We start from the raw sequence: 20,489 nt of genomic DNA, 5'->3' as shown, positions 1-20,489 counted from the left end.
CCCTCCGCCGGAGCGAAGAAGGTCAGAGGCGCAGCTTGAAGCCTTCGTGCGACGCGGTGAATCCGAGCCGCTCGTAGAAGCGGTGGGCGTCCGGGCGCTTCTTGTCGGACGTCAGCTGCACCATCACGCAGTCGAGCCGTCGGGCCGTGTCGACGGCCCACTGGATCAGCTCGGTGCCCAGCCCGCTGCCCCGCTCGTCCGCGTGGATGCGAACGGCCTCGATCAGTGCACGGGTCGCGCCCCGGTGGGACAGCCCGGGGATGATCGTGAGCTGGAGGGTGCCGACCACCCGATGGTCGCGCACGGCGACGACGAGGTGCTGGTTCGGGTCCGCCACCAGCCGCCGCAGCGCCGCCCGGTACGGGGTCAGATCGTCGGGAGACTCCCGCTGCGCACCCAGTGGATCGTCGGCGAGCATCGCGACGATCGCCACAAGGTCGTCCTCGGCCGCGGCACGTATCTCAAGATCTCCCATGCCCGCACCCTATGCGGGGACGTTCAGCGACTCCACCACCCGTACCAGCGGCGCGAGTTCGGGGTTCTTGGAAGCCCCGTCCAGGGCCTCGCGCAGGGCGCCGTCATTGGTGGGGCGCGCCTCTTCGAGAAGTTGCAGGCCCGCCTCGGTGACGTTGGTGTAGATGCCGCGCCGGTCGGTGGGGCACAGATAACGCTCCAGCAGACCGCGGTCCTCCAGACGGGTCACCAGGCGTGTGGTGGCGCTCTGGCTGAGTACGACCGCCTCGGCGACCTGCTTCATCTGCAGATGCCCGCCCTCGCCGTCGTGCTGCCGGCTCAGCACGTCGAGCAGCGAGTACTCGCGCACGCTGAGGTCGTGCCCGGCCTGGAGGGCGCGCTCGATGTGCGCCTCGATCCTGCCGTGCAGCGCAGAGAGGGCGCACCAGCCCTGGGCGAGGGCGGTGAGCGCGGGGTCCGTCGCTGTCATGGGCGTTCTCCTCCGTCTCGGAGTGGTTGCCCCCAGGGTAGACCACTGCCCGCAATAGACAGCTCTTGCATTTAAGCCGCGTCTGCAACTATTGTCGAAACACGCAAAGCGCTCATGCAATCTTCTGGGAAGGTGTACCCCCACATGCCTCTCGCGCTTCTGGCCCTCGCGATCGGGGCCTTCGGAATCGGCACCACCGAGTTCGTGGTCATGGGCTTGCTGCCCGAGGTCGCGGGCGACTTCGGCGTCTCCATCCCCACGGCCGGCCTGCTCGTGACCGGCTACGCCCTCGGCGTGGTCATCGGTGCCCCGCTGATGACCGTGCTCGGCACCAGGATCCCGCGCAAGCGGATGCTGATGCTGCTGATGGGTCTCTTCATCGCCGGGAACCTGCTGTCCGCCCTCGCCCCCGCCTTCGCCGTCATGGTGATCGGACGAGTGATCGCCTCGCTCGCCCACGGCGCCTTCTTCGGCATCGGTTCGGTCGTCGCGGCCGAGCTGGTCGCGCCCCAGAAGAAGGCCGGTGCCATCGCCATGATGTTCACCGGTCTGACGGTCGCCAATGTCGTCGGTGTCCCCCTGGGCACGCTGATCGGCCAGCACGTCGGCTGGCGTGTCACCTTCGCGGTCGTCGCCGGACTCGGTGTCATCGGTCTCGTCGGCATCGCCAAGCTGGTGCCCGAGCTGCCCCGGCCCGAGGGCGTGCACCTGCGCCACGAGCTGGCCGCCTTCAAGAACGCCCAGGTCCTGCTGGCCATGGCGATGACCGTCCTCGGTTTCGGCGGCGTCTTCGCGGCCGTCACCTACATCGCGCCGATGATGACCCACGTCGCCGGTTTCGCCGACGGCTCGGTCACCTGGCTGCTGGTCCTGTTCGGCCTCGGCATGGTCGGCGGCAACCTCGTCGGCGGCAGGTTCGCCGACCGCGCCCTGATGCCGATGCTCTACATCGCGCTCGGCGCCCTGGCCGTCGTCCTCGCCCTGTTCACAGTGACCGCGCACAACAAGATCGCGGCGGCCGTCACCATCGCCCTGATCGGTGCCCTCGGCTTCGCCACCGTCCCGCCGCTGCAGAAGCGCGTCCTCGACCACGCCCATGGCGCGCCGACACTCGCCTCGGCCGTGAACATCGGCGCCTTCAACCTGGGCAACGCGCTCTCCGCCTGGCTCGGCGGACTGGTGATCTCGGCCGGCCTCGGCTACACGGCCCCCAACTGGGTCGGTGCCGCGCTCGCCGCGGCCGCCCTGGTCCTCGCCGTCCTCTCGGCCGCCCTGGAGCGCCGCGAGACCCCGCACGGCGCCACCGTGGCCGCCACCGCGCCCGCCGACCGGCCCGCCGCCGTCCACCACTGAGCCACCCCGGTCCGCAGCCATCCGCGGCCCACGGACACCCCCACCGAAACACCTGAGGGAGAACCTTCCATGAGCACCACCGCCGTCGCCCCGCTCACCACCGAGGACGCCGAACTGCTCGTCGCCACGGCCCGCAGGGTGGCCGAGGAGGCGGGACTCACCGTCAGCGTCACCGTCCTGGACGCCGGGGGCCATCCGCTCGCCTTCCGCCGTGACGACCGGGCGGTGCTGATCTCCGGCGAGACCAGCACCCGCAAGGCCTACACCGCGCTCCAGCTGAACGCCCCCACCGCCGACCTGGTCGACGCCGTCCAGCCGGGCGGCCTCTTCCACACGCTGCCCACCGCCCTCGACCGGCCGCTGCTGTTCATCGCGGGTGGTGTCCCCGTCCACCGCGACGGCCGGCTGATCGGCGCGGTCGGTGTCGGCGGCGGCGCCCCGGAGCAGGACCACGGCTTCGCCACCGCTGCCGTACAGGCCCTCGCCTGATCGCCCCGGTCCGCAACGCCCGCAGGCCCCGCCGCTTCGAGCGACGGGGCCTGCGGGCGTCGTACGACGTCTCAGCCGGCGGCCACCGTCAGCGGGGCGAACCGGCGCGTCCAGTCGCCCGGGGGCTCGGCGATGCCGTACGTCATCACCGCGTTGTGCGTCACCGAGGCCAGCCCCCGGGCCTTGGTCCAGGCCAGCAACTCCTCGTGGCGTACGTCGATGTCGGTGCGCAGCGGGCGGTCCGTGCCGGCCGCCAGTGAGGCAATCAGGGCCTGGGCGGTCTCCGTGTCCCGGGCGATCAGCGGGCCGACGACATGGGTGTCCATGTTGGGCCACGCGGCCGCGTAGCCGATGATCCGGCCGTCCTCCTCGGCCACCCGCAGCTGGTCCGCGAAGGCCGGGAGCCGTGCGATGAGCGGGGTCCGGTCGGCGCCGAACACCTCCTCGTCCACGCGCAGGATCCGGGGAAGGTCCTCCGCGGCGGCGGCCCGCGTCCTGACCCCGAGGTCCGGGCCGCCGGGTGCGAAGCGGCCTCTGAGCATCTCCGCCCGCCCTGTCACCTTGAAGCCCAGCTCCTCGTACAGAGGACGGCCGTTCTCCGTGGCGTACAGGGTCAGCGGGGTGCCGTCCATGGCGGACACCACATGTCGCATCAAGCGGCGCCCGACACCTCGGCGGGCGTGGCGTTCGGCGACCAGCACCATGCCGACGGCGCCGAGTTCCGGTTGCCCCCAGGAGCCGTACTCGGTGATGACGCACGCGGCGACGAGACCACCCTGAGGATCGTCGATGCCGTAGCCGCGCCCGGCGGTGAGGAGGAAGCCCCACTTGTGTTCCTCGCGTGGCCACCCCCGGTCCTCGGACAGGTCGGCGCAGGCGGTGAGATCGCGCAGCGTCAGACGACGGATGGGCAGTGCGTCGAGGGAAGGAGTTGGCACGCACGTCAGGCTGTCCGAAGCAGACCCCCGGCGTCCACCCGTTTCACGTGAAACATCGCTCCTTCGGTCACCCGGCAGGACGCGCCCGCTACCCCAGGTCGGGGGCGTGCATGGCGCGTACGCCCTCGATGTTGCCGTCCAGATAGTGCCGCAGCGACAGCGGGACGAGATGGACGGACGCGATGCCGACGCGGGTGAACGGGATGCGGACGATCTCGTACTCGCCGGCGGGCTCCTCCACCTCCGGGCCATGGCGCAGGGACGGGTCCATGGACGCCAGTCGGCAGACGAAGAAGTGCTGCACCTTCACGCCGGTCGCGCCGCCGTCCTCACCGATGTGCTCCACGGTGTCCACGAAACACGGCACCACATCGCTGATCTTGGCGCCCAGTTCCTCGTACACCTCCCGGTGCAGGGCGTCGACGACGGTCGAGTCCTCGGGATCGACCCCGCCGCCGGGGGTCACCCAGTAGGGATCGACGCCGGGCTTGGTGCGCTTGATCAGGATGAGGTCGTCGCCGTCCAGCAGAACGGCACGGGCGGTGCGCTTGACCACGGGTCGGACGGTCATGGGAGAAATGTGGCCCGGCTGGTTCCACGTGAAACATCGCAAAGCGGAACCGGTTGACCGCGCTGCGTGGCCGGGGGGCGTCAGCCCCAGCTCGCTGCCGCCCGGAGCAGCCCCTCACGGGCGCGGGCCACGGTCGGCAGGGCGAGGGTGCCCGTGCGGACCACCAGGAAATAGGTGCGCAGCGGCGGCACCACCGGGTCGTACAGGGCCACGACCGCACCCCGGTCGAGGGCCGGTGCGCAGAGATAGCGGGGCAGTACGGCCAGTCCCGCGCCCGCGCTCGCACAGGCGAGGACGGCCCGCAGATCGGCGGCGACGACCGTACCGGGGGCGGCGGGGCGGGCGTCGAAGACAGAGGCCCAGTAGCGGGAGACGAGGGGCAGCGACTCGTGGACGTCGATCACGGGCAGGTCCTGGAGGGCGGGCGCCCCCTTCAGTCGCAGCGCGTCCGGATCGAGGCACTGCGCCCAGCGGGGCGCGGCGACCAGTACATGCTCCTCGTCGCAGAGCGCCGTCGCGGTGAACAGGGCGCCGCGCGGCCGTACGGTGCTGATCGCCAGATCGTGGTGACCGGCCGCGAGCCCCTCCAGAACCTCCTCCGGGGTCCCGAAGGAGGCGCGCAGCGCGAAGCCCCGGTGGCCCTTCCCGGTCAGTTCCGCGAGGGCGGGCAGGGCGCGTTCGGCGGTGAACTCCGGGGGCCCGGCCAGGTGCAGGGTCGTCGGCGCGTATCCGTCGTCCAGGCGGTACTCGGCTATCTCCATCAGCGCGTCGAGATGGGGCGCGGCCTGGTGGGCGAGTTCGTCGCCGATGGTGGTCGGGGTGACCCCGCGCGCCTGGCGCAGGAAGAGGGGCTTGCCCAACTGGCGTTCCAGGGTGCGGATCTGCGAGGTGACGGCGGGCTGGGAGAGGCCGAGCAGGGCCGCGGCGCGGGTGAAGGAGCCGGCCCGGTGCACGGTGACAAAGGTGCGCAGCAAGGCCAGATCCATGGCGTGCCCTCCCCTGCCCTCGCCCTTGTCCGGCCCCGGCAGGCGTCAACTATAAATATGTCGATAGGCCCCTGTCGCTAGCGTGATTGGACACTGCCAGAGAGTCAACTAGCCTGGGTCGCACGGTTCTTCGCAAACGGAACCGGAGACGGTCCGAGCCACGAGGGGGGAGGCTCGGACCGTCGTACGAATACGGGCATGCCGACGCCTTCACGGGCCGCCCCGGCCGAAGCGGCGGGGTTACTCCGCCGACTCGTCCAGGGCGCGCAGGATGTCCGCCACCAGGTCCTCGGGATCCTCGGCGCCGACGGACATCCGGACGAAGCCCTCCGGGACGGCGTCCCCGCCCCAGCGGCCGCGGCGCTCGGCGGTGGAGCGCACCCCGCCGAAGCTCGTCGCGTCCTCCACCAGCCGCAGGGCGGCGAGAAAACGCTCGGCGCGCGCACGCGTGGGCAGCGTGAACGACACGACGCAGCCGTAGCGGCGCATCTGCCGCGAAGCGATCTTGTGCGCGGGGTCGTCCGGCAGCCCCGGATAGCGCAGACTGGTGACCTCCGTACGCTGCCGCAGGGCCTCGGCGACGGTGAGCGCGGTCGCGTTCTGCCGGTCGACGCGCAGCTGGATCGTGGCGATGGAGCGATGCGCGAGCCATGCCTCCATCGGCCCCGGGATCGCCCCGACGATCTTGCGCCAGCGGCGTACGGCCGCCATCGCCCCGGCATCGCGGCCGGCCACGTACCCGAGCAGGACATCGCCGTGCCCGGTGAGCTGCTTGGTGCCGCTGGCCACGGTGAAATCGGCGCCCAGGGCCAGCGGGCGCTGGCCGAGCGGGGTGGCGAGGGTGTTGTCGACGGCCACCAGGGTGCCCTGGGCGTGTGCCGCGACCGCCAGACGGCGGATGTCGCACACATCGAGCCCCGGGTTGGACGGGGACTCGATCCACAGCAGCCGGGCCCCTTCCAGGGCCGCCAGCTGGGCGTCCCCGCCGGTGGGCGCGGTGCGCACCTCGACGCCGTACGCCTCCAGCTGGGCGCGGACCAGCGGCAGCGCCTGATAGCCGTCGGACGGCAGCACCACCGCGTCCCCGGCGCGCAGCTGGGAGAACAGCACGGCGGAGATCGCGGCCATACCGGAGGCGAACACCAGCGTCTCGACGTCCGGCCGCCCGGGAGCCTCCAGCTCGCCGATGGCGTTCTCCAGCAGCGTCCAGGTCGGGTTGTCGTCACGGCCGTAGGAGTACGGTCCGGTCACCTCGCCCGGCAGATGGAAGTGCGCGGCGAAGACGGGGCCCGGCAGCGTCGGCTCGTGCTTGACCGGCTCGGGCAGCCCGGCCCGGACCGCACGCGTGCCGTCGCCCACGGGTCCCTCGCCCACGGGCCCCTCGTCCACGGTTGCGTCGCTCATGCGGCCCGTCCCTCCAGGTGTTCCCGTACGGCGGCGAGCAGCCCGATGCTCGCCTTCTCCACCATCTCAAGGCATTCCTCGAAACCGTCCGGGCCCCCGTAGTACGGGTCCGGCACGTCGAGATCGTCGCCCAGGGGGTCGTCCGGCGCGAGGACGCCCGGCGAGCGGCGGGCGTACGCGCGCAGCAGGCGGACCTTGCGCGCGTCGTCCTCGGTGGGCGCAAGGCGGCGCAGGTCCCTCAGATGGCCCGCGTCGAGGGCGATCACGAGGTCGCGGCGGGCGAACCAGGACGGCCGGAACCGGCGTGCGATGTGGTCGCAGTCATAGCCGCCGTCCCGCAGGACGGTGACGGTGCGCGGGTCGGCGGCCTCGCCCTCGTGCCAGCCGCCGGTGCCCGCGCTGTCGATCTCCACCCGGTCCGCGAGCCCGGCCTCCCTCACCCGCGCGCGAAAGACGTACTCGGCCATCGGGGAACGGCAGATGTTGCCGGTGCACACGAAGCAGACGCGGTAGGTCATGGGGCGCTCAGTCCTCGTCCGGCAGGATCATGTGCAGGGCCCAGGAGACGACCGAGATGATCAGACCGCCGAGCACGGCCGTCCAGAACCCCTCCACATGGAAGCTCAACTGGAGCTTGCCGCACACCCAGGACGTCAGCAGCAGCATCAGCGCGTTGACGATCAGGGTGATCAGACCCAGGGTCAGGATGAACAGCGGGAAGGTGAGCACCTTCAGGATCGGCTTGACCAGGGAGTTCACCAGGCCGAAGATCAGCGCAACGACGATCAGCGTGCCGGCCTTCTTGGCCGTGCTGGTACCGGTCAGGGTGATCTTGTCGAGGAGCCATACGGCCACCGCGAGGGCGCCCGCGTTCACGATCGTCTTGACTACGAAGTTCTTCATGACTCCGATCGTGGCAGACCCGGTCGGAAGCGAGCAGTGAGGCGAGGGCGACGAAGCGGATGAAGGTATTCCGGCTGGACGACCTGGAGGCGGAGCGCGCCGCCAACGAGGGTGCCTATCTTCAGTTCCTGCGGGAGCGGAACATGTCGGTCGGCCTGTACGCCCTCGACTCGGGCGCGCACGACCCGCAGCAGCCGCACAAGCAGGACGAGGTGTACTTCGTCGTCAGCGGCCGGGCCTCGATCACCGTCGGCCTGGAGACGACCGAGGTGGCGCGGGGCAGCGTGGTGTACGTGCCCGCCGGTGTCGCCCACAAGTTCCACCACATCAGCGAGGATCTGAGGGTGCTCGTCGTCTTCTCTCCACCCGAGGCATGAGGGTCGGGTCTCCGGGTTCCCTAGGGGACGGCTCAGGGAAGGACAAGGGCTGCAGGGCCCCCGCTGGACCCTCCCTCGGCTCTAGCATCGAGTGCAGGACATCGGGACCGTACGCGACGTACACGTACGCACGAGACGAGAAGGACGAGGGCCATGCGAGGGATCTTCGCGGGACTGCCGTGGTGGGTGAAGTGGGTCGCGGTGCCGGTCATCGCCCTGGTCGTGTTCGGCGGCCTGATAGCGAGCGTCGTCGGTTTCGTGATCGGGCTGCTGTTCAAGGCGCTGGTCTTCGTCGCCCTGGTCGGCGGGCTGATCTACATCGTGCGCAAGTTCATGTCCAACTCCTCCTCGCACGGCGACTGGTGAGTCACTCGGGAACCGGTGACCGGTAAGGGGGTGCCGGTTCCCTCGGGGGAGGGAAGTTTCCCCGTGAGCCCGGCCGCACGCGGTGGCGGCCGGTTAGAGTCCGGAACTCCCCACGGGGTGCGGCCCCGTGGGTGGCGCAGAAACCCATCCGTGCTCCCCACCTGCGCACGGGCTGCCCCCTCGCGTTCCCGGAGTAACCCTTGGCCACGGTCGACACCGCACCGGCGAAAACCCCCGCACTCCCCGCCCAGCCACGCCCCCGCACCCCACCGGCCCGGCGGCCGACCGGGATGGCCGTTCCGCCGCAGCCGGCCCCCGCGACCCTCATCGGATCCGTGCAGCGCGCCATGCGGCTGCTGGAGACCGTCGCGGCCCATCCGTACGGCGCCCCCGCCAAGCAGCTCGCCCGCGCGACCGGCCTGGCCCTGCCCACCACCTACCACCTGCTGCGCACCCTGGTGCACGAGGGCTATCTGCGCCGGGACAAGGGGCTCTTCTTCCTCGGCGACGCGGCCGAGCGGCTGAGCAGCAGCGGGGCGCGGGAGAAACGTCGCGGCAGGGTCGCGGACACGCTCGCGCACTGGCGCGATTCCATCGGCGCCCCGATGTACTACGCGATGTACCGGGACGGCGAGATCGAGGTTCTCTGCGTCGCCGACTCCCGTGAGTCCCCCGCGGCCGAGGAGTGGGCCGACTTCCGCGAGACCGGGCACGCGCACGCCATCGGGCAGTGCCTGCTCTCCCAGCTGGACGAGGGCGCCCGGCGCGAGTACCTCGCCCGCTATCCGGTGCAGGCCCTCACGCCCTACACCGTGCGGGACAGCGACGCCCTGCTGAGGCGGCTGGCCCGGATGCGGCGCATGGAACCGGTGACGGAGCGCCAGGAGTACGCGCTCGGCACGGTCTGCGCCGCGGTCCCCATCACGGTCGGCAGCACCGCGGCCACCATGGCCCTCTCCCTCCCGGCCCATCAGGCCGACCGGCTGCTGCCCGCGGCGCAGCGGCTCCAGACGGAGATCGGGCGGCATCTGGGATCGCTGACCCTCTCTATCAGTATCTGAAAACTTACTCCTTGTGATCCACTGTGTACTTTCAGCAAGATTTACCACGGTCAGAGGGATCAAACCCGGCCAGTCGATGTCATATGACGGGGTAGGCGATGCGCGAGTCCGTACAGGCAGAGGTCATGATGAGCTTTCTCGTCTCGGAGGAGCTCTCCTTCCGCATTCCGGTGGAGTTGCGCTACGAGACCGGCGATCCCTACGCCGTGCGGCTCACCTTCCATCTGCCCGGCGATGCCCCGGTGACCTGGGTCTTCGGTCGGGAACTGCTGATCGACGGCGTCGGGGGGCCGTGCGGGGAAGGGGATGTGCGGATCTCCCCCGTCGAGGCCGATGTGCTGGGCGAGGTGCTGATCAGGCTTCAGGTCGGCGGCGATCAGGCCCTGTTCCGCTCGTCGGCGGCGCCGCTCGTGGCCTTCCTCGATCGCACGGACAAACTGGTGCCGCTCGGCCAGGAGGGAGCGCTCGCCGACTTCGACGCGCATCTGGACGAGGCGCTGGACCGGATTCTCGCCGAGGAGCAGAGCGCGGGCTGAGACGCCGAGGGACGGGGCAGGGACGCTCCGCCAGGTGCCACGGGGCCGTGCAGTAACGCTTCTTCAGAAGGCCCCTTACAGAGCCTCGTACGGGCTTCCTCGCGGGTCCCACCCGGGTTCCGCGCGGGGTGGCGGGCGGTGTCCGGTCCCCTGCCGGACGGCCCGCCCCGCCTCATCGCTTCCGGCGCCGCCCCCGGCCACCACGGGCCGGCAGGGGCTGGGTGCCGGTGGCGCTCTCCGTGCCCGGGGCGCTCCGGTCGGCCGCCACCACCAGGGCGGCGAGCGCGGTGGTGACCGGCACCGAGGCGACCAGCCCGATGGAGCCCACCAGGGTGCGCACGATCTCCTCGGCCACCAGCTCGCTGTTGGCCACCGCCCCCACACTGCTCTGCGCGATGGAGAACAGCAGCAGCAACGGCAGCGCGGCACCGGCGTAGGCGAGCACCAGGGTGTTGACGACGGACGCGATGTGGTCGCGGCCGATCCGGATGGCCGCCCGGTACAGCCCGCGCGGGCCCATCGTGGGGTTGGCCTCGTGCAGCTCCCACACGGCGGAGGTCTGGGTGACCGTCACGTCGTCCAGGACGCCGAGCGAGCCGATGATGACGCCGGCCAGCAGCAGACCGCTCATGTCGATCTTCGGATACAGCCCGTGGATCAGACCGGTGCTGTCGTCGGTGTTGCCGGTGAGGGCCGCCCAGCCGATGAACACGGAGCCGAGCAGACCGATCAGGGACAGCGAGATCAGCGTGCCGAGCACCGCCACCGATGTACGGGCCGACAGTCCGTGGCACATGTACAGGGCGATCAGCATGATGGCGCTCGCCCCGATCACCGCCACCAGCAGGGGATTGGAGCCCTGGAGGATCGCGGGCAGGATGAACTGGTTCAGCACCAGGAAGCTCACCGCCAGCGCCACGAGGGCCATGACCCCGCGCAGCCGGCCCACCACCACGACGGCGAGCGCGAAGATGCCCGCGAGCAGCCCCATCGGGAACTTGCGGTTCACATCGGCGACCGAGTACTGGAGGTCCTTCGGGGCGGTCGGTTCGTAGGCGGCGATGACCTGCTCGCCCTGGTGCAGCTGCCGGGGCTGGTCGGGCTGCACGATCTCGGTGAACGTACGGCCCTTGTCCTTGCCGGAGTCGACCCGGACGGTGGCCTTCTTGCAGGTGCCGCCGGACTGCCGGCCCGTCGAGGCGCCGCCGGAGGCATCACCGCTCGGTGCCCCGCCCCCGGCGCTCACCGAGGCGCAGCTCACCTCGTCCACCCGGGTCACCGTGGCCTGTTGGGTCTGCCGGTCGAAGCCGACACCGCTGTGCTTGTGCGAGGGGGCGCCACCGGGCCAGAGCACCACCAGACCGGCCACGACCGCCGCGGTGAACGGGACGAGGATCGCCGCGATCACCTTGCGCAGATGCCGGGAGACGGGCGCGGCGGGGCCATGGCCATGGCTGTGTCCGTGCCCATGGCCGGAGCCGTGTCCGTGGCCCGCGCCGTGGCTGTGCCCGCGGTCGTGATCCGGGGCCTGAGGTGAGGCCGGGCTCCGGTCCGGGGCTTGGTCCTGGGCTTGCCCATGGTCGTGACGGTGGCCCTGGCTCGGGGGTGCCGAGCCGTCGTGCCGGCGCGGGCCGGGCGGCTGGTACGGGTGCTGGTCCATCCGGGTCATCGCCAGATCATCGCAAGAACCAGGGAGGGCCCACTGTTCATCGCGTCACGGATGACGCTAGCGTGGAGACACCTTTGCACACGCGGGAGCTCGGAGCACCGGGCTGAGAGGGCGCTGACCTCCGTAGAAGCGATGTTTCACGTGGAACATGCGATGTTCCCCGGGAGACCTCGGGCGACGGAAGCCGCTGCGTCGACCGCCGAACCTGTTACCGGGTAATGCCGGCGTAGGGAGTAGGTCTCATGACCAACAAGGACGCACGCACGCCTGCCTCCGTCCAGGACGACATGTCCTCGGAGGCCGGGAAGTCCATCGGCTGGCACAAGGCGTACGTCGAGGGCTCACGCCCCGACCTGCGGGTGCCGGTCCGTCAGGTGCATCTCACCAACGGGCAGTCGGTCACGCTGTACGACACGTCCGGCCCGTACACCGATCAACTCGTCGACACCGACGTCCGCCGGGGGCTCGCGCCGCTGCGGGAGAACTGGATCATCGCCCGCGGCGACACCGAGGAGTACGCGGGCCGTCCCGTCCGCCCCGAGGACGACGGCATCAAGCACACCTCGCCGCGCGGCGGGCTGCGCAATCTGGACGCGGTCTTCCCGGGCCGTCCGCGCCAGCCGCGCCGGGGCCGTGGCGGGCAGGCGGTGACACAGCTCGCGTACGCGCGCCGGGGCGAGATCACGCCCGAGATGGAGTTCGTGGCCCTCCGGGAGAAGGTCTCCCCCGAGGTGGTCCGCGAGGAGATCGCGGCGGGCCGGGCGGTGCTGCCGGTCAACGTCAACCACCCGGAGATCGAGCCGATGATCATCGGCAAGCGGTTCCTGGTGAAGGTGAACGCCAACATCGGCAACTCCGCGGTGACGTCGTCCATCGAGGAGGAGGTCGAGAAGATGACCTGGGCGACCCGCTGGGGCGCCGACACGGTCATGGACCTCTCCACCGGCCGCAACATCCACACCACCCGCGAGTGGGTGCTGCGCAACTCCCCCGTCCCGATCGGCACGGTGCCGCTGTACCAGGCGCTGGAGAAGGTCGACGGCAGGGCGGAGGAGCTGACCTGGGAGATCTACAAGGACACCGTCATCGAGCAGGCCGAGCAGGGTGTGGACTACATGACCGTCCACGCCGGCGTACGGCTGCCGTTCGTACCGCTCACGGCCAATCGCAAGACCGGCATCGTCTCGCGGGGCGGCTCCATCATGGCCGCGTGGTGCCTGGCGCACCACAAGGACTCGTTCCTGTACGAGAACTTCGAGGAGCTGTGCGAGATCCTCGCCGCCTACGACGTCACGTACTCGCTGGGCGACGGGTTGCGGCCCGGGTCCATCGCGGACGCCAATGACGAGGCCCAGTTCGCGGAGCTGCGCACGCTGGGGGAACTCGGTCGGATCGCCCGGCGGTTGAACGTACAGACGATGATCGAGGGCCCCGGGCACGTCCCGATGCACAAGATCAAGGAGAACATCGACCTTCAGCAGGAGATCTGCGACGAGGCCCCGTTCTATACGCTCGGCCCGCTGACCACGGACATCGCACCGGCGTACGACCACATCACCTCCGGCATCGGCGCCGCGATGATCGCCTGGTGGGGCACGGCGATGCTCTGCTACGTCACCCCGAAGGAACACCTGGGCCTGCCCAACCGGGACGACGTCAAGACCGGTGTCATCACCTACAAGATCGCCGCCCATGCGGCCGACCTCGCCAAGGGACACCCGGGTGCGCAGGACTGGGACGACGCCCTCTCGGACGCGCGCTTCGAGTTCCGCTGGGAGGACCAGTTCAACCTGGCCCTCGACCCGGACACGGCCCGCGAGTTCCATGACGAGACCCTTCCGGCCGAGCCTGCCAAGACGGCGCACTTCTGCTCCATGTGCGGCCCGAAGTTCTGCAGCATGAAGATCTCGCAGGACATCCGTCGCGAGCACGGCGGCAACCGGACCGAGATCGAGGAGGGCATGGCCCAGAAGTCGAAGGAGTTCGCGGAGGCCGGGAACCGGGTGTACCTGCCGATCGCGGACTGAGGAGGACATGAGCGCCGCTCCGGCCGGGCCACCGGCTTCGGAGCGGCGCCTCATCGGGCCGAAGGCCCCGCCCGGCGGGGTCAGTCCGGCTGGTGTTCCGGATCGGCGTGTTCCGGGCCCGCGTGGCCGGGGTGGTCGGTGAGGGCCTCCTGGAGGAAGGGGAGGATGCCGCGCTCCAGGAGGGCGGTCTCCCAGGCGGCTCTGGCTCTGGCGACCTCCTCGGTGGCGGCGTCGCGGGCCCGGGATTCGGGGGAGGAGCCGTTGCGCAGGGCGGTCAGGAGGAGTCCGGCGGCGGCGACGAGAAGCGCGGCCACGGTCAGGGCCCCGAACACCCAGCCGGCGGTGAGCATGGTGTTGGCGATGGACTGTCCGGGGTCCAGGGTTCTCAGGATGTAGCCGATGAGCAGGAATATCACCGCCGCGGTCGCGGACAGCAGCGGCGCCAGGACGGCGACGACCGCGACCGCGCCCGCGCCGTGCGCGGCGGCGAGATCCGTCGCGGCCGGATCCGGCTCGACGGATGCGGTGTCGGCCGCGCCCAGGGCCTGCTCCGGGTGGCGCAGTTCGTCGCGGATCCGCACATAGCGCTGGTACTCGGCGGCCGCGGCCGCCGTGATGAGCGCGGACGCGGCGAGGGCCATGGTGCGCAGTTGCGCGGGGTTGAGCCGCTCTCCCACGGCGGCCAGTTCCGGTCGGTGTGGTGCGGAGCGCAGCACCTCGTCGAGGAGCCGCTCGAACTCCCGGTGGTCCTCGCTCCGCAGGTGCTGCGGAAGGCTGTTCATGTGCATCCCCCGATGCTCCGTAGGGCTTGGGGCTCGCGCAGCGGCGAGCCGTCGGGCAGAAACGGAGGGGAGCCTGCTACGGATAAGCCGATGGTAGAGCCGTGACGGCGCGTGGTGACAGGGGATTGCCGGAAATTGCGTCCCGGCCTGCGCGTACTCCGGTATGGCGGAGGCCGCCCGGAGAACGGTCAGTGCTCCAGCGGGAGTTGCCTCACCAGCAGCTTTCCGGCCATGGTCACTCCGCCGTCCATGGCGATGGCGAGCCCCTCGGCATAGACATGCGGTCCCTCGACCACCGGATCGTTGCTCTCCTCGCCGTCCTCGGAACCCACTTCGCCCAGCAGGTAGGGGATCGGGCTGTGGCCGTGCACGATCCGGGTGCCGCCGTAGGTGTCCAGCAGGGAGCGCACGGCGTCGGCGCCGCCCTCGTCGCGGAAGGAGAAGCGCTTGGTGAGTTTGCGGAACAGGTCCCAGCACTCGTCCGCGTCATTGCGGGTGAGCCGCTCGCGGACGGTGTCGTTGACGGCCTCGATGGAGTCGCCGTAGTCGAGGTAGGCGGTGGTGTCGGAGTGCACCAGCAGATAGCCGTCGACCTCCTCCAGCGCGTCGAGGCGGGCCATCCACTGGAGATGGTGGTCCTGGAGGCGGTCCATGTCGGTCTTCTGGCCGCCGTTGAGCAGCCAGGCCGCCTGGAACGTGGCGGTGCCCGCACCGGAGTTGACGGGTGTGTCGCCGAACCGCTTGGCGCCGAGCAGCAGCAGCTCGTGATTGCCCATGAGGGCCTTGCAGTAGCCGCCGGCCGCGGCCGCCTCGGCGGACAGCCGCATCACCAGGTCGATGACGCCGATGCCGTCCGGTCCGCGGTCGGTGAAGTCGCCGAGGAACCACAGCCGGGTGGTGCCGGCGCACCACTGGCCCGCGTCGTCGATCAGCCCCTGCTCCCGCAGGGCGGCCATCAGTTCGTCGAGATAGCCGTGCACATCGCCGACGACGAAGAGCGGGCCGGGCCCCGCCGCGGGCTGTGCGGCCGGGGCGGCGGGTGCCGGCTCGACGGGCATCTGGAGCGTGTCGCCGCGGTTGATGACCGGCAGATCGCGCTGGGTGGGCGTGTACGCCTCGGGGTACGACTCCTCGGCGGGCGGCGCGCTCTCGCCCTGGGTGCGGGGGACGTACGGACCGGACTCGTGGACGTACGCGGGCACCCGGAAGTCGCGCAGCGTCGCCGTCCGCTCCACCTCGGGTCCCTGACCGGCCCCCTGAGTCATCAGACCCCTCCACCATCGCGCCGCATCTGCACCGCTTCGGACTGCCTGGTCGCAGCGGTCCGCGGTGTCGTGGGCCCATCATAGGAATGCGCGTCGCGCCATGTGATGACCCAGGGGTGGTCAATCGGAACAAGACTCCGCTTCGTCGCGGCTTTCGCCCCGTTTGGGCAGGTGTTCGGCGGTGGTCGGAGGACCGCAGGCCCGGTGCGGCCCGCGCGGCGGAGCGGCCGAACGGCGGCCGGGCCGCCGTCGAACAGCCGTCCGCGCCGACTCCGGACGGAGCCCGAGCCGCCGCCGCGCGGCCCGTCCTACGTGTCGTCGGGGGACCGCGGCGGGCTGACCGTCGTGCGCGGGGGCCGCCGCTGGGAGGACGTGCGCACGATCAGCTCGGTCGGTATGACCTGCTCGACCGGTTGCTCCGACTCCACGCCCTCGATCGCGTCGATGAGCAGCTGGACGACGGCCGTGCCGATACGGCGCGGCTTGAGCGAGAGCGTGGTGACGGGCGGCTCGGTGCTGGCGTACACGGTGGACTCGCTGCAGCACACCAGCAGCAGATCGTCCGGGACGCGCAGCCCGTAGCGGCGGGCGGCGGCGAGCAGATCGGTGCCGTTGGGGTCGAACAGCCCGTAGACCGCGTCGGGCCGGTCGGGCCGGGCGAGCAGCCGGTCGGCGGCGACGGCGCCCGCGCACGGGTCGTGCGCCGGATAGGACTCGTAGACCGGGTCCTGGCCGACCCGCTCGCACCAGTGCAGATAGGCCGTGGTGGACAGGTGGGTGTACGTGTCGGTCGAGGTGCCGGTGAGCAGGCCGATACGGCGGGCACCGGCGGCGGCGAGATGGTCGAGGATGCCGAGGACGGCGGCCTCATGGTCGTTGTCCACCCAGGCGGTGACCGGGAGAGCGCCCGCCGGGCGGCCGTCGGAGACGACGGGCAGGCCCTGGCGGACGAGTTCGCTGACCACCGGGTCCTGGTCGGAGGGGTCGATGACGACGGTGCCGTCGAGGGCGACGTTGGACCACACGTCGTGGCGGGAGGTCGCGGGCAGGATGACCAGGGCGTAGCCCCGGGCCAGCGCCGCCGAGGTGGCGGCCCGCGCCATCTCGGCGAAGTACGCGAACTCCGTGAAGGTGAAAGGTTCATCCCCGTACGTGGTCACGGTCAGGCCGATCAGACCCGACTTGCCGGTACGGAGGGTGCGGGCGGCGGCCGAGGGGCGGTACCCCAGCCGTTCGGCGACCTCGCGGACATGGCGACGGGTGGCGTCCGGGAGCCGGCCCTTGCCGTTGAGGGCGTCGGAGACGGTCGTGATGGAGACGCCGGCGGCGGCGGCCACGTCCCTGATGCCCGCCCGGCCCGGCCGGCTGCCTCGACGTGAGGTTTCCGCGCGGCTCACCTGGTGCTTCCCTGCTGCTGTCATGGCGAGCCGATAGTAGGGCTCATGCGGTGGGGTAGTGCGGACGCATATGCACTCGTTGACAGGCACGTTTCTGCATGGTGATGCTCCGTTAACTACCTGTGAATCTAAGGTAGTTGAGCGCTTTCTTGGCAAGACATAGCGTGACGGCGCGCATGAGCCTGCCAATGGTCCGATGTTTCGAAGAGGTCTCAACTCACCTGCACGGGTGATGCGCGCTACGGCGCGAGCCACCGGCGCATAGATATATGTACGGTGCGCCCCCCGAAAGATCCGCCTTCAGGAGGCGATGCCCGGTGATGCCCCTGTTGTGGCCATGAGCCCAGGAGCTTTGCCCAGGGCCAGTACTCAGGGCAGCCGAATCCTCATATGGTGAGCAGTATTGGAAGCCGGCGGCGTCGACGGTCCGCCGGTGGTCGCGAGGAGGACTGCGGTGAGCGAGACGAGCCCCAAGCTGCGCGCCGAGCTGGAGGGTATCCCCACCTACAAGCCGGGCAAGCCGGCCGCGTCCGACGGACCGGCCGCCTACAAGCTGTCCTCGAACGAGAACCCGTACCCGCCGCTGCCCGGCGTGCTGGAGCGCGTGACCGCGGCTGCCGCCTCCTTCAACCGCTACCCCGACATGGCGTGCGCCGCCCTGACGGAGGAGCTGGCGGAGCGCTTCGGGGTGCCGGCCTCCCACGTGGCCACCGGCACGGGCTCGGTGGGCGTGGCTCAGCAGCTGATCCAGGCGACCAGCGGTCCCGGCGACGAGGTGATCTACGCCTGGCGCTCCTTCGAGGCGTACCCGATCATCACGCAGATCAACGGGGCCCGGTCGGTGCAGGTGCCGCTCACGCCCGGCGATGTGCACGACCTGGACGCGATGGCGGAGGCGATCACCGACCGGACGCGGCTGATCTTCGTCTGCAACCCGAACAACCCGACCGGCACGGTGGTACGGCGGGCCGAGCTGGAGCGCTTCCTGGACCGGGTGCCGAAGGACGTCCTGGTGGTGCTGGACGAGGCGTACCGGGAGTTCATCCGCGACCCCGAGGTGCCCGACGGTGTCGAGCTGTACCGGGAGCGGCCCAACGTCTGTGTCCTGCGGACCTTCTCCAAGGCGTACGGCCTCGCCGGGCTGCGCGTCGGTTTCGCGATCGCCCATGAGCCGGTGGCCGCCGCGCTGCGCAAGACGGCGGTGCCGTTCGGCGTGAGCCAGCTGGCGCAGGAGGCGGCGATCGCCTCGCTGCGGGCCGAGGACGAGCTGCTGGGCCGGGTCGGCTCGCTGGTCTGCGAGCGCACCCGGGTGGTGGACGCGCTGCGTGCGCAGGGCTGGACGGTGCCGGAGACGCAGGCCAACTTCGTGTGGATGCGGCTCGGGGAGCGTACGACGGCGTTCGCGCAGGCCTGTGAGGAGCACGGCGTCGTGGTCCGGCCGTTCGCGGGCGAGGGTGCCCGGGTCACGATCGGCGAGGCCGAGGCGAACGACATCTTCCTGAAGGTCTCGGAGGCCTTCCACAAGGACCTGTAATCCTGCTCACTCAGCAGCTGTAATCCGGCTCACGCCGGAGGACACCACGGGCGCCCGGCTCTGCCGGGCGCCCGTTTCACGTGAAACAGGGACATCGGCGACATCCTTGCTGCTCACGGCGGGGGTTACCCGCGGTCCGAAGATCCATGCCCGAGTAACGGCCCCTTCGAAGGGACGCGTCGAGGACTTCGGAGATCTTGACTCCGAGGCAAGGGAACGACCCCGGACTTCCTGGCTGAAAAGCGGTGCGCCATAATGGCTTGTGAATGTGAACGCGTTCACAAGCGCGTCCCGTTTGCCCCGTATGTAGGTGACAGTCGGGGCGAATCGCCGCAGTACCACGGCGTAGTAAGGAGAGTGACGACGTGGACCTGGCATTGGCGCCGGAGACACTGGCGCGCTGGCAGTTCGGCATCACGACCGTCTACCACTTCCTGTTCGTTCCGCTGACGATCTCCCTGGCCGCCCTCACGGCCGGGTTGCAGACGGCGTGGGTGCGCACGGAGAAGGAGAAGTACCTCAGAGCGACGAAGTTCTGGGGCAAGCTCTTCCTGATCAACATCGCGATGGGTGTGGTCACCGGCATCGTGCAGGAGTTCCAGTTCGGCATGAACTGGTCCGCCTACTCGCGCTTCGTCGGTGACATCTTCGGCGCCCCGCTGGCCTTCGAGGCGCTGATCGCGTTCTTCTTCGAGTCCACGTTCATCGGGCTGTGGATCTTCGGCTGGGACAAGCTGCCGAAGAAGATCCACCTGGCCTGCATCTGGATGGTCTCGATCGGCACGATCCTGTCGGCGTACTTCATCCTCGCGGCCAACTCCTGGATGCAGCACCCGGTCGGCTACAAGATCGACAAGGCCAGGGGGCGTGCCGAGCTCACCGACTTCCTGGCGGTGCTCACCCAGAACACCGCGCTGAGCCAGGCATTCCACACGCTGGCCGCCGCGTTTCTGACCGGTGGCGCCTTCATGGTCGGCATCTCCGCCTACCACCTGGCCCGCAAGAAGCACATCCGCGAGATGAAGACCTCGCTGCGGCTCGGTCTGATCACCGTGGTCATCGCCGGCATGCTCACCGCGGTCAGCGGCGACACCCTCGGCAAGGTCATGTTCAAGCAGCAGCCGATGAAGATGGCCGCCGCCGAGGCGCTGTGGGACGGCCAGAAGCCGGCGCCGTTCTCGATCTTCGCCTACGGCGATGTGGAGAAGGGCCACAATACGGTCGCGATCGAGATACCCGGCCTGCTCTCCTTCCTCGCCAACGACAACTTCACGTCGGAGGTCCCCGGGATCAACGACGTCAACAAGGCCGAGCAGCAGAAGTTCGGGCCCGGCGACTACCGGCCCAACATTCCCGTCGCCTTCTGGGGCTTCCGCTGGATGATCGGCTTCGGCATGGCGTCCTTCGCCATCGGCCTGGCCGGGCTCTGGCTGACCCGTAAGAAGTTCATGCTGCCGGAGCATCTGCGGGTCGGCGAGGACGAGGTGCCGCACCTGGTGCTCTTCCGCAAGAAGGCGCTCGGCGCCGGGCTGACGCCCTGGTACTGGCGCATCGCGACCTGGACCATGGCCTTCCCGCTGATCGCCAACTCCTGGGGCTGGATCTTCACCGAGATGGGCCGTCAGCCGTGGGTCGTCTACGGCGTGCTCCAGACCCGGGACGCGGTCTCCCCCGGCGTCTCCCAGGGCGAGGTCCTCACCTCGATGATCGTCTTCACCTCGCTGTACGCGGTCCTCGCGGTGATCGAGGTCAAGCTGCTCGCGAAGTACATCAAGGCCGGGCCGCCCGAGCTGACCGAGGACGACCTCAACCCGCCCACGAAGATCGGCGGCGACACCCGTGACGCCGACCGGCCGATGGCCTTCTCGTACTAGGCCGAGGGAACAGT

Annotated in this window: 21 protein-coding genes; 9 read left to right on the top strand and 12 right to left on the bottom strand. The window is 70.2% G+C overall.

The genetic code is table 11. The features are described 5' to 3' along the window. Nucleotides 1-22: 22 nt before the first annotated feature. Together ACLF5H_RS25290 and ACLF5H_RS25285 are read right to left on the bottom strand one after the other, a co-directional pair. Entirely contained in the window at nucleotides 23-475 is a 453-nt protein-coding gene (locus tag ACLF5H_RS25290; RefSeq protein WP_421678323.1) for a GNAT family N-acetyltransferase, read from the bottom strand. A 9-nt stretch (nucleotides 476-484) separates the two neighbouring features. Next, entirely contained in the window at nucleotides 485-943 is a 459-nt protein-coding gene (locus ACLF5H_RS25285) for a MarR family winged helix-turn-helix transcriptional regulator (RefSeq protein WP_421678322.1), read from the bottom strand. A gap of 144 nt (nucleotides 944-1,087) precedes the next feature. On the opposite strand from ACLF5H_RS25285, the gene ACLF5H_RS25280 reads away from it, so the two are divergent. Both ACLF5H_RS25280 and ACLF5H_RS25275 read left to right on the top strand, forming a co-directional pair. Continuing rightward, nucleotides 1,088-2,296, top strand: coding sequence for an MFS transporter (locus ACLF5H_RS25280; protein WP_421678321.1), 1,209 nt, complete (start codon nucleotides 1,088-1,090; stop codon nucleotides 2,294-2,296). Between the two features lie 69 nt (nucleotides 2,297-2,365). Beyond that, the gene (locus tag ACLF5H_RS25275) at nucleotides 2,366-2,785 is read left to right on the top strand and encodes a GlcG/HbpS family heme-binding protein (protein WP_421678320.1); all 420 of its coding nucleotides are present in this window, start codon (nucleotides 2,366-2,368) and stop codon (nucleotides 2,783-2,785) included. A 71-nt stretch (nucleotides 2,786-2,856) separates the two neighbouring features. Here the strand turns inward: ACLF5H_RS25275 and ACLF5H_RS25270 are convergent, their stop codons facing one another. The 6 genes from ACLF5H_RS25270 to ACLF5H_RS25245 form a co-directional block, all read right to left on the bottom strand. Beyond that, nucleotides 2,857-3,723 carry a GNAT family N-acetyltransferase gene (locus ACLF5H_RS25270; protein ID WP_421678319.1) on the bottom strand — a complete coding sequence of 289 codons (867 nt, stop codon included), beginning with the start codon at nucleotides 3,721-3,723 and terminating at the stop codon, nucleotides 2,857-2,859. Nucleotides 3,724-3,811: 88 nt separating this feature from the next. After that, nucleotides 3,812-4,294: an NUDIX domain-containing protein gene (locus tag ACLF5H_RS25265; protein WP_421678318.1), complete on the bottom strand. Its 483-nt coding sequence runs from the start codon at nucleotides 4,292-4,294 to the stop codon at nucleotides 3,812-3,814. 80 nt (nucleotides 4,295-4,374) lie between these two features. Next, nucleotides 4,375-5,280: a LysR family transcriptional regulator gene (locus tag ACLF5H_RS25260; RefSeq protein WP_421678317.1), complete on the bottom strand. Its 906-nt coding sequence runs from the start codon at nucleotides 5,278-5,280 to the stop codon at nucleotides 4,375-4,377. A 240-nt stretch (nucleotides 5,281-5,520) separates the two neighbouring features. After that, on the bottom strand, nucleotides 5,521-6,684 hold the full coding sequence (locus ACLF5H_RS25255) for a cystathionine gamma-lyase (protein WP_421678316.1): 1,164 nt from the start codon (nucleotides 6,682-6,684) through the stop codon (nucleotides 5,521-5,523). Beyond that, entirely contained in the window at nucleotides 6,681-7,202 is a 522-nt protein-coding gene (locus ACLF5H_RS25250) for a low molecular weight protein-tyrosine-phosphatase (protein WP_421678315.1), read from the bottom strand. The genes ACLF5H_RS25255 and ACLF5H_RS25250 overlap by 4 nt, the downstream gene beginning before the upstream one ends. 7 nt (nucleotides 7,203-7,209) lie before the next feature. After that, a complete protein-coding gene (locus ACLF5H_RS25245; RefSeq protein WP_421678314.1) occupies nucleotides 7,210-7,587 on the bottom strand; it encodes a phage holin family protein in 378 nt (125 codons plus the stop codon). A 59-nt stretch (nucleotides 7,588-7,646) separates the two neighbouring features. Here ACLF5H_RS25245 and ACLF5H_RS25240 point away from each other — a divergent pair, with 59 nt between their 5' ends. The 4 genes from ACLF5H_RS25240 (at nucleotide 7,647) to ACLF5H_RS25225 (ending at nucleotide 9,927) form a co-directional block, all read left to right on the top strand. Beyond that, nucleotides 7,647-7,964: a cupin domain-containing protein gene (locus ACLF5H_RS25240; RefSeq protein ID WP_037650489.1), complete on the top strand. Its 318-nt coding sequence runs from the start codon at nucleotides 7,647-7,649 to the stop codon at nucleotides 7,962-7,964. Nucleotides 7,965-8,117: 153 nt separating this feature from the next. Continuing rightward, nucleotides 8,118-8,330 (top strand): DUF5326 family protein, encoded by a 213-nt coding sequence (locus tag ACLF5H_RS25235; protein WP_046418730.1) that lies wholly within the window; start codon nucleotides 8,118-8,120, stop codon nucleotides 8,328-8,330. A 200-nt stretch (nucleotides 8,331-8,530) separates the two neighbouring features. Then, a complete protein-coding gene (locus ACLF5H_RS25230; RefSeq protein WP_421678313.1) occupies nucleotides 8,531-9,391 on the top strand; it encodes an IclR family transcriptional regulator in 861 nt (286 codons plus the stop codon). 98 nt (nucleotides 9,392-9,489) lie between these two features. Next, the gene (locus ACLF5H_RS25225) at nucleotides 9,490-9,927 is read left to right on the top strand and encodes an SsgA family sporulation/cell division regulator (protein ID WP_421678312.1); all 438 of its coding nucleotides are present in this window, start codon (nucleotides 9,490-9,492) and stop codon (nucleotides 9,925-9,927) included. A gap of 172 nt (nucleotides 9,928-10,099) precedes the next feature. Here ACLF5H_RS25225 and ACLF5H_RS25220 read toward each other — a convergent pair whose 3' ends face one another. Continuing rightward, the gene (locus ACLF5H_RS25220; protein ID WP_421678311.1) at nucleotides 10,100-11,596 is read right to left on the bottom strand and encodes a YibE/F family protein; all 1,497 of its coding nucleotides are present in this window, start codon (nucleotides 11,594-11,596) and stop codon (nucleotides 10,100-10,102) included. A gap of 242 nt (nucleotides 11,597-11,838) precedes the next feature. Here ACLF5H_RS25220 and thiC point away from each other — a divergent pair, with 242 nt between their 5' ends. Next, nucleotides 11,839-13,623 carry a phosphomethylpyrimidine synthase ThiC gene (thiC, locus tag ACLF5H_RS25215; RefSeq protein WP_421678310.1) on the top strand — a complete coding sequence of 595 codons (1,785 nt, stop codon included), beginning with the start codon at nucleotides 11,839-11,841 and terminating at the stop codon, nucleotides 13,621-13,623. Between the two features lie 80 nt (nucleotides 13,624-13,703). On the opposite strand, the gene ACLF5H_RS25210 is transcribed toward thiC, so the two are convergent. The 3 genes from ACLF5H_RS25210 to ACLF5H_RS25200 all read right to left on the bottom strand — a co-directional run bounded on the left by ACLF5H_RS25210 (nucleotide 13,704) and on the right by ACLF5H_RS25200 (nucleotide 17,091). Further along, nucleotides 13,704-14,411, bottom strand: a complete 708-nt coding sequence (locus ACLF5H_RS25210) for a hypothetical protein (protein WP_421678309.1) — start codon at nucleotides 14,409-14,411, stop codon at nucleotides 13,704-13,706. Nucleotides 14,412-14,593: 182 nt separating this feature from the next. Further along, on the bottom strand, nucleotides 14,594-15,670 hold the full coding sequence (locus ACLF5H_RS25205; protein ID WP_421678308.1) for a metallophosphoesterase: 1,077 nt from the start codon (nucleotides 15,668-15,670) through the stop codon (nucleotides 14,594-14,596). Nucleotides 15,671-15,978: 308 nt separating this feature from the next. Beyond that, on the bottom strand, nucleotides 15,979-17,091 hold the full coding sequence (locus ACLF5H_RS25200; RefSeq protein ID WP_421678307.1) for a LacI family DNA-binding transcriptional regulator: 1,113 nt from the start codon (nucleotides 17,089-17,091) through the stop codon (nucleotides 15,979-15,981). A 430-nt stretch (nucleotides 17,092-17,521) separates the two neighbouring features. Between ACLF5H_RS25200 and hisC the strand changes: the two genes are divergently transcribed. Both hisC and ACLF5H_RS25190 read left to right on the top strand, forming a co-directional pair. Further along, nucleotides 17,522-18,601, top strand: a complete 1,080-nt coding sequence (gene hisC / locus ACLF5H_RS25195) for a histidinol-phosphate transaminase (RefSeq protein ID WP_421678306.1) — start codon at nucleotides 17,522-17,524, stop codon at nucleotides 18,599-18,601. A gap of 365 nt (nucleotides 18,602-18,966) precedes the next feature. Further along, complete coding sequence (locus tag ACLF5H_RS25190; protein ID WP_421678305.1) at nucleotides 18,967-20,475, top strand: cytochrome ubiquinol oxidase subunit I; 1,509 nt, start codon at nucleotides 18,967-18,969, stop codon at nucleotides 20,473-20,475. Nucleotides 20,476-20,489 lie beyond the last annotated feature (14 nt).

Source organism: Streptomyces sp. LaBMicrA B280 (assembly GCF_049222185.1).
GTDB lineage: Bacteria > Actinomycetota > Actinomycetes > Streptomycetales > Streptomycetaceae > Streptomyces > Streptomyces murinus.
This window is presented reverse-complemented; position numbering and strand designations above follow the sequence as displayed.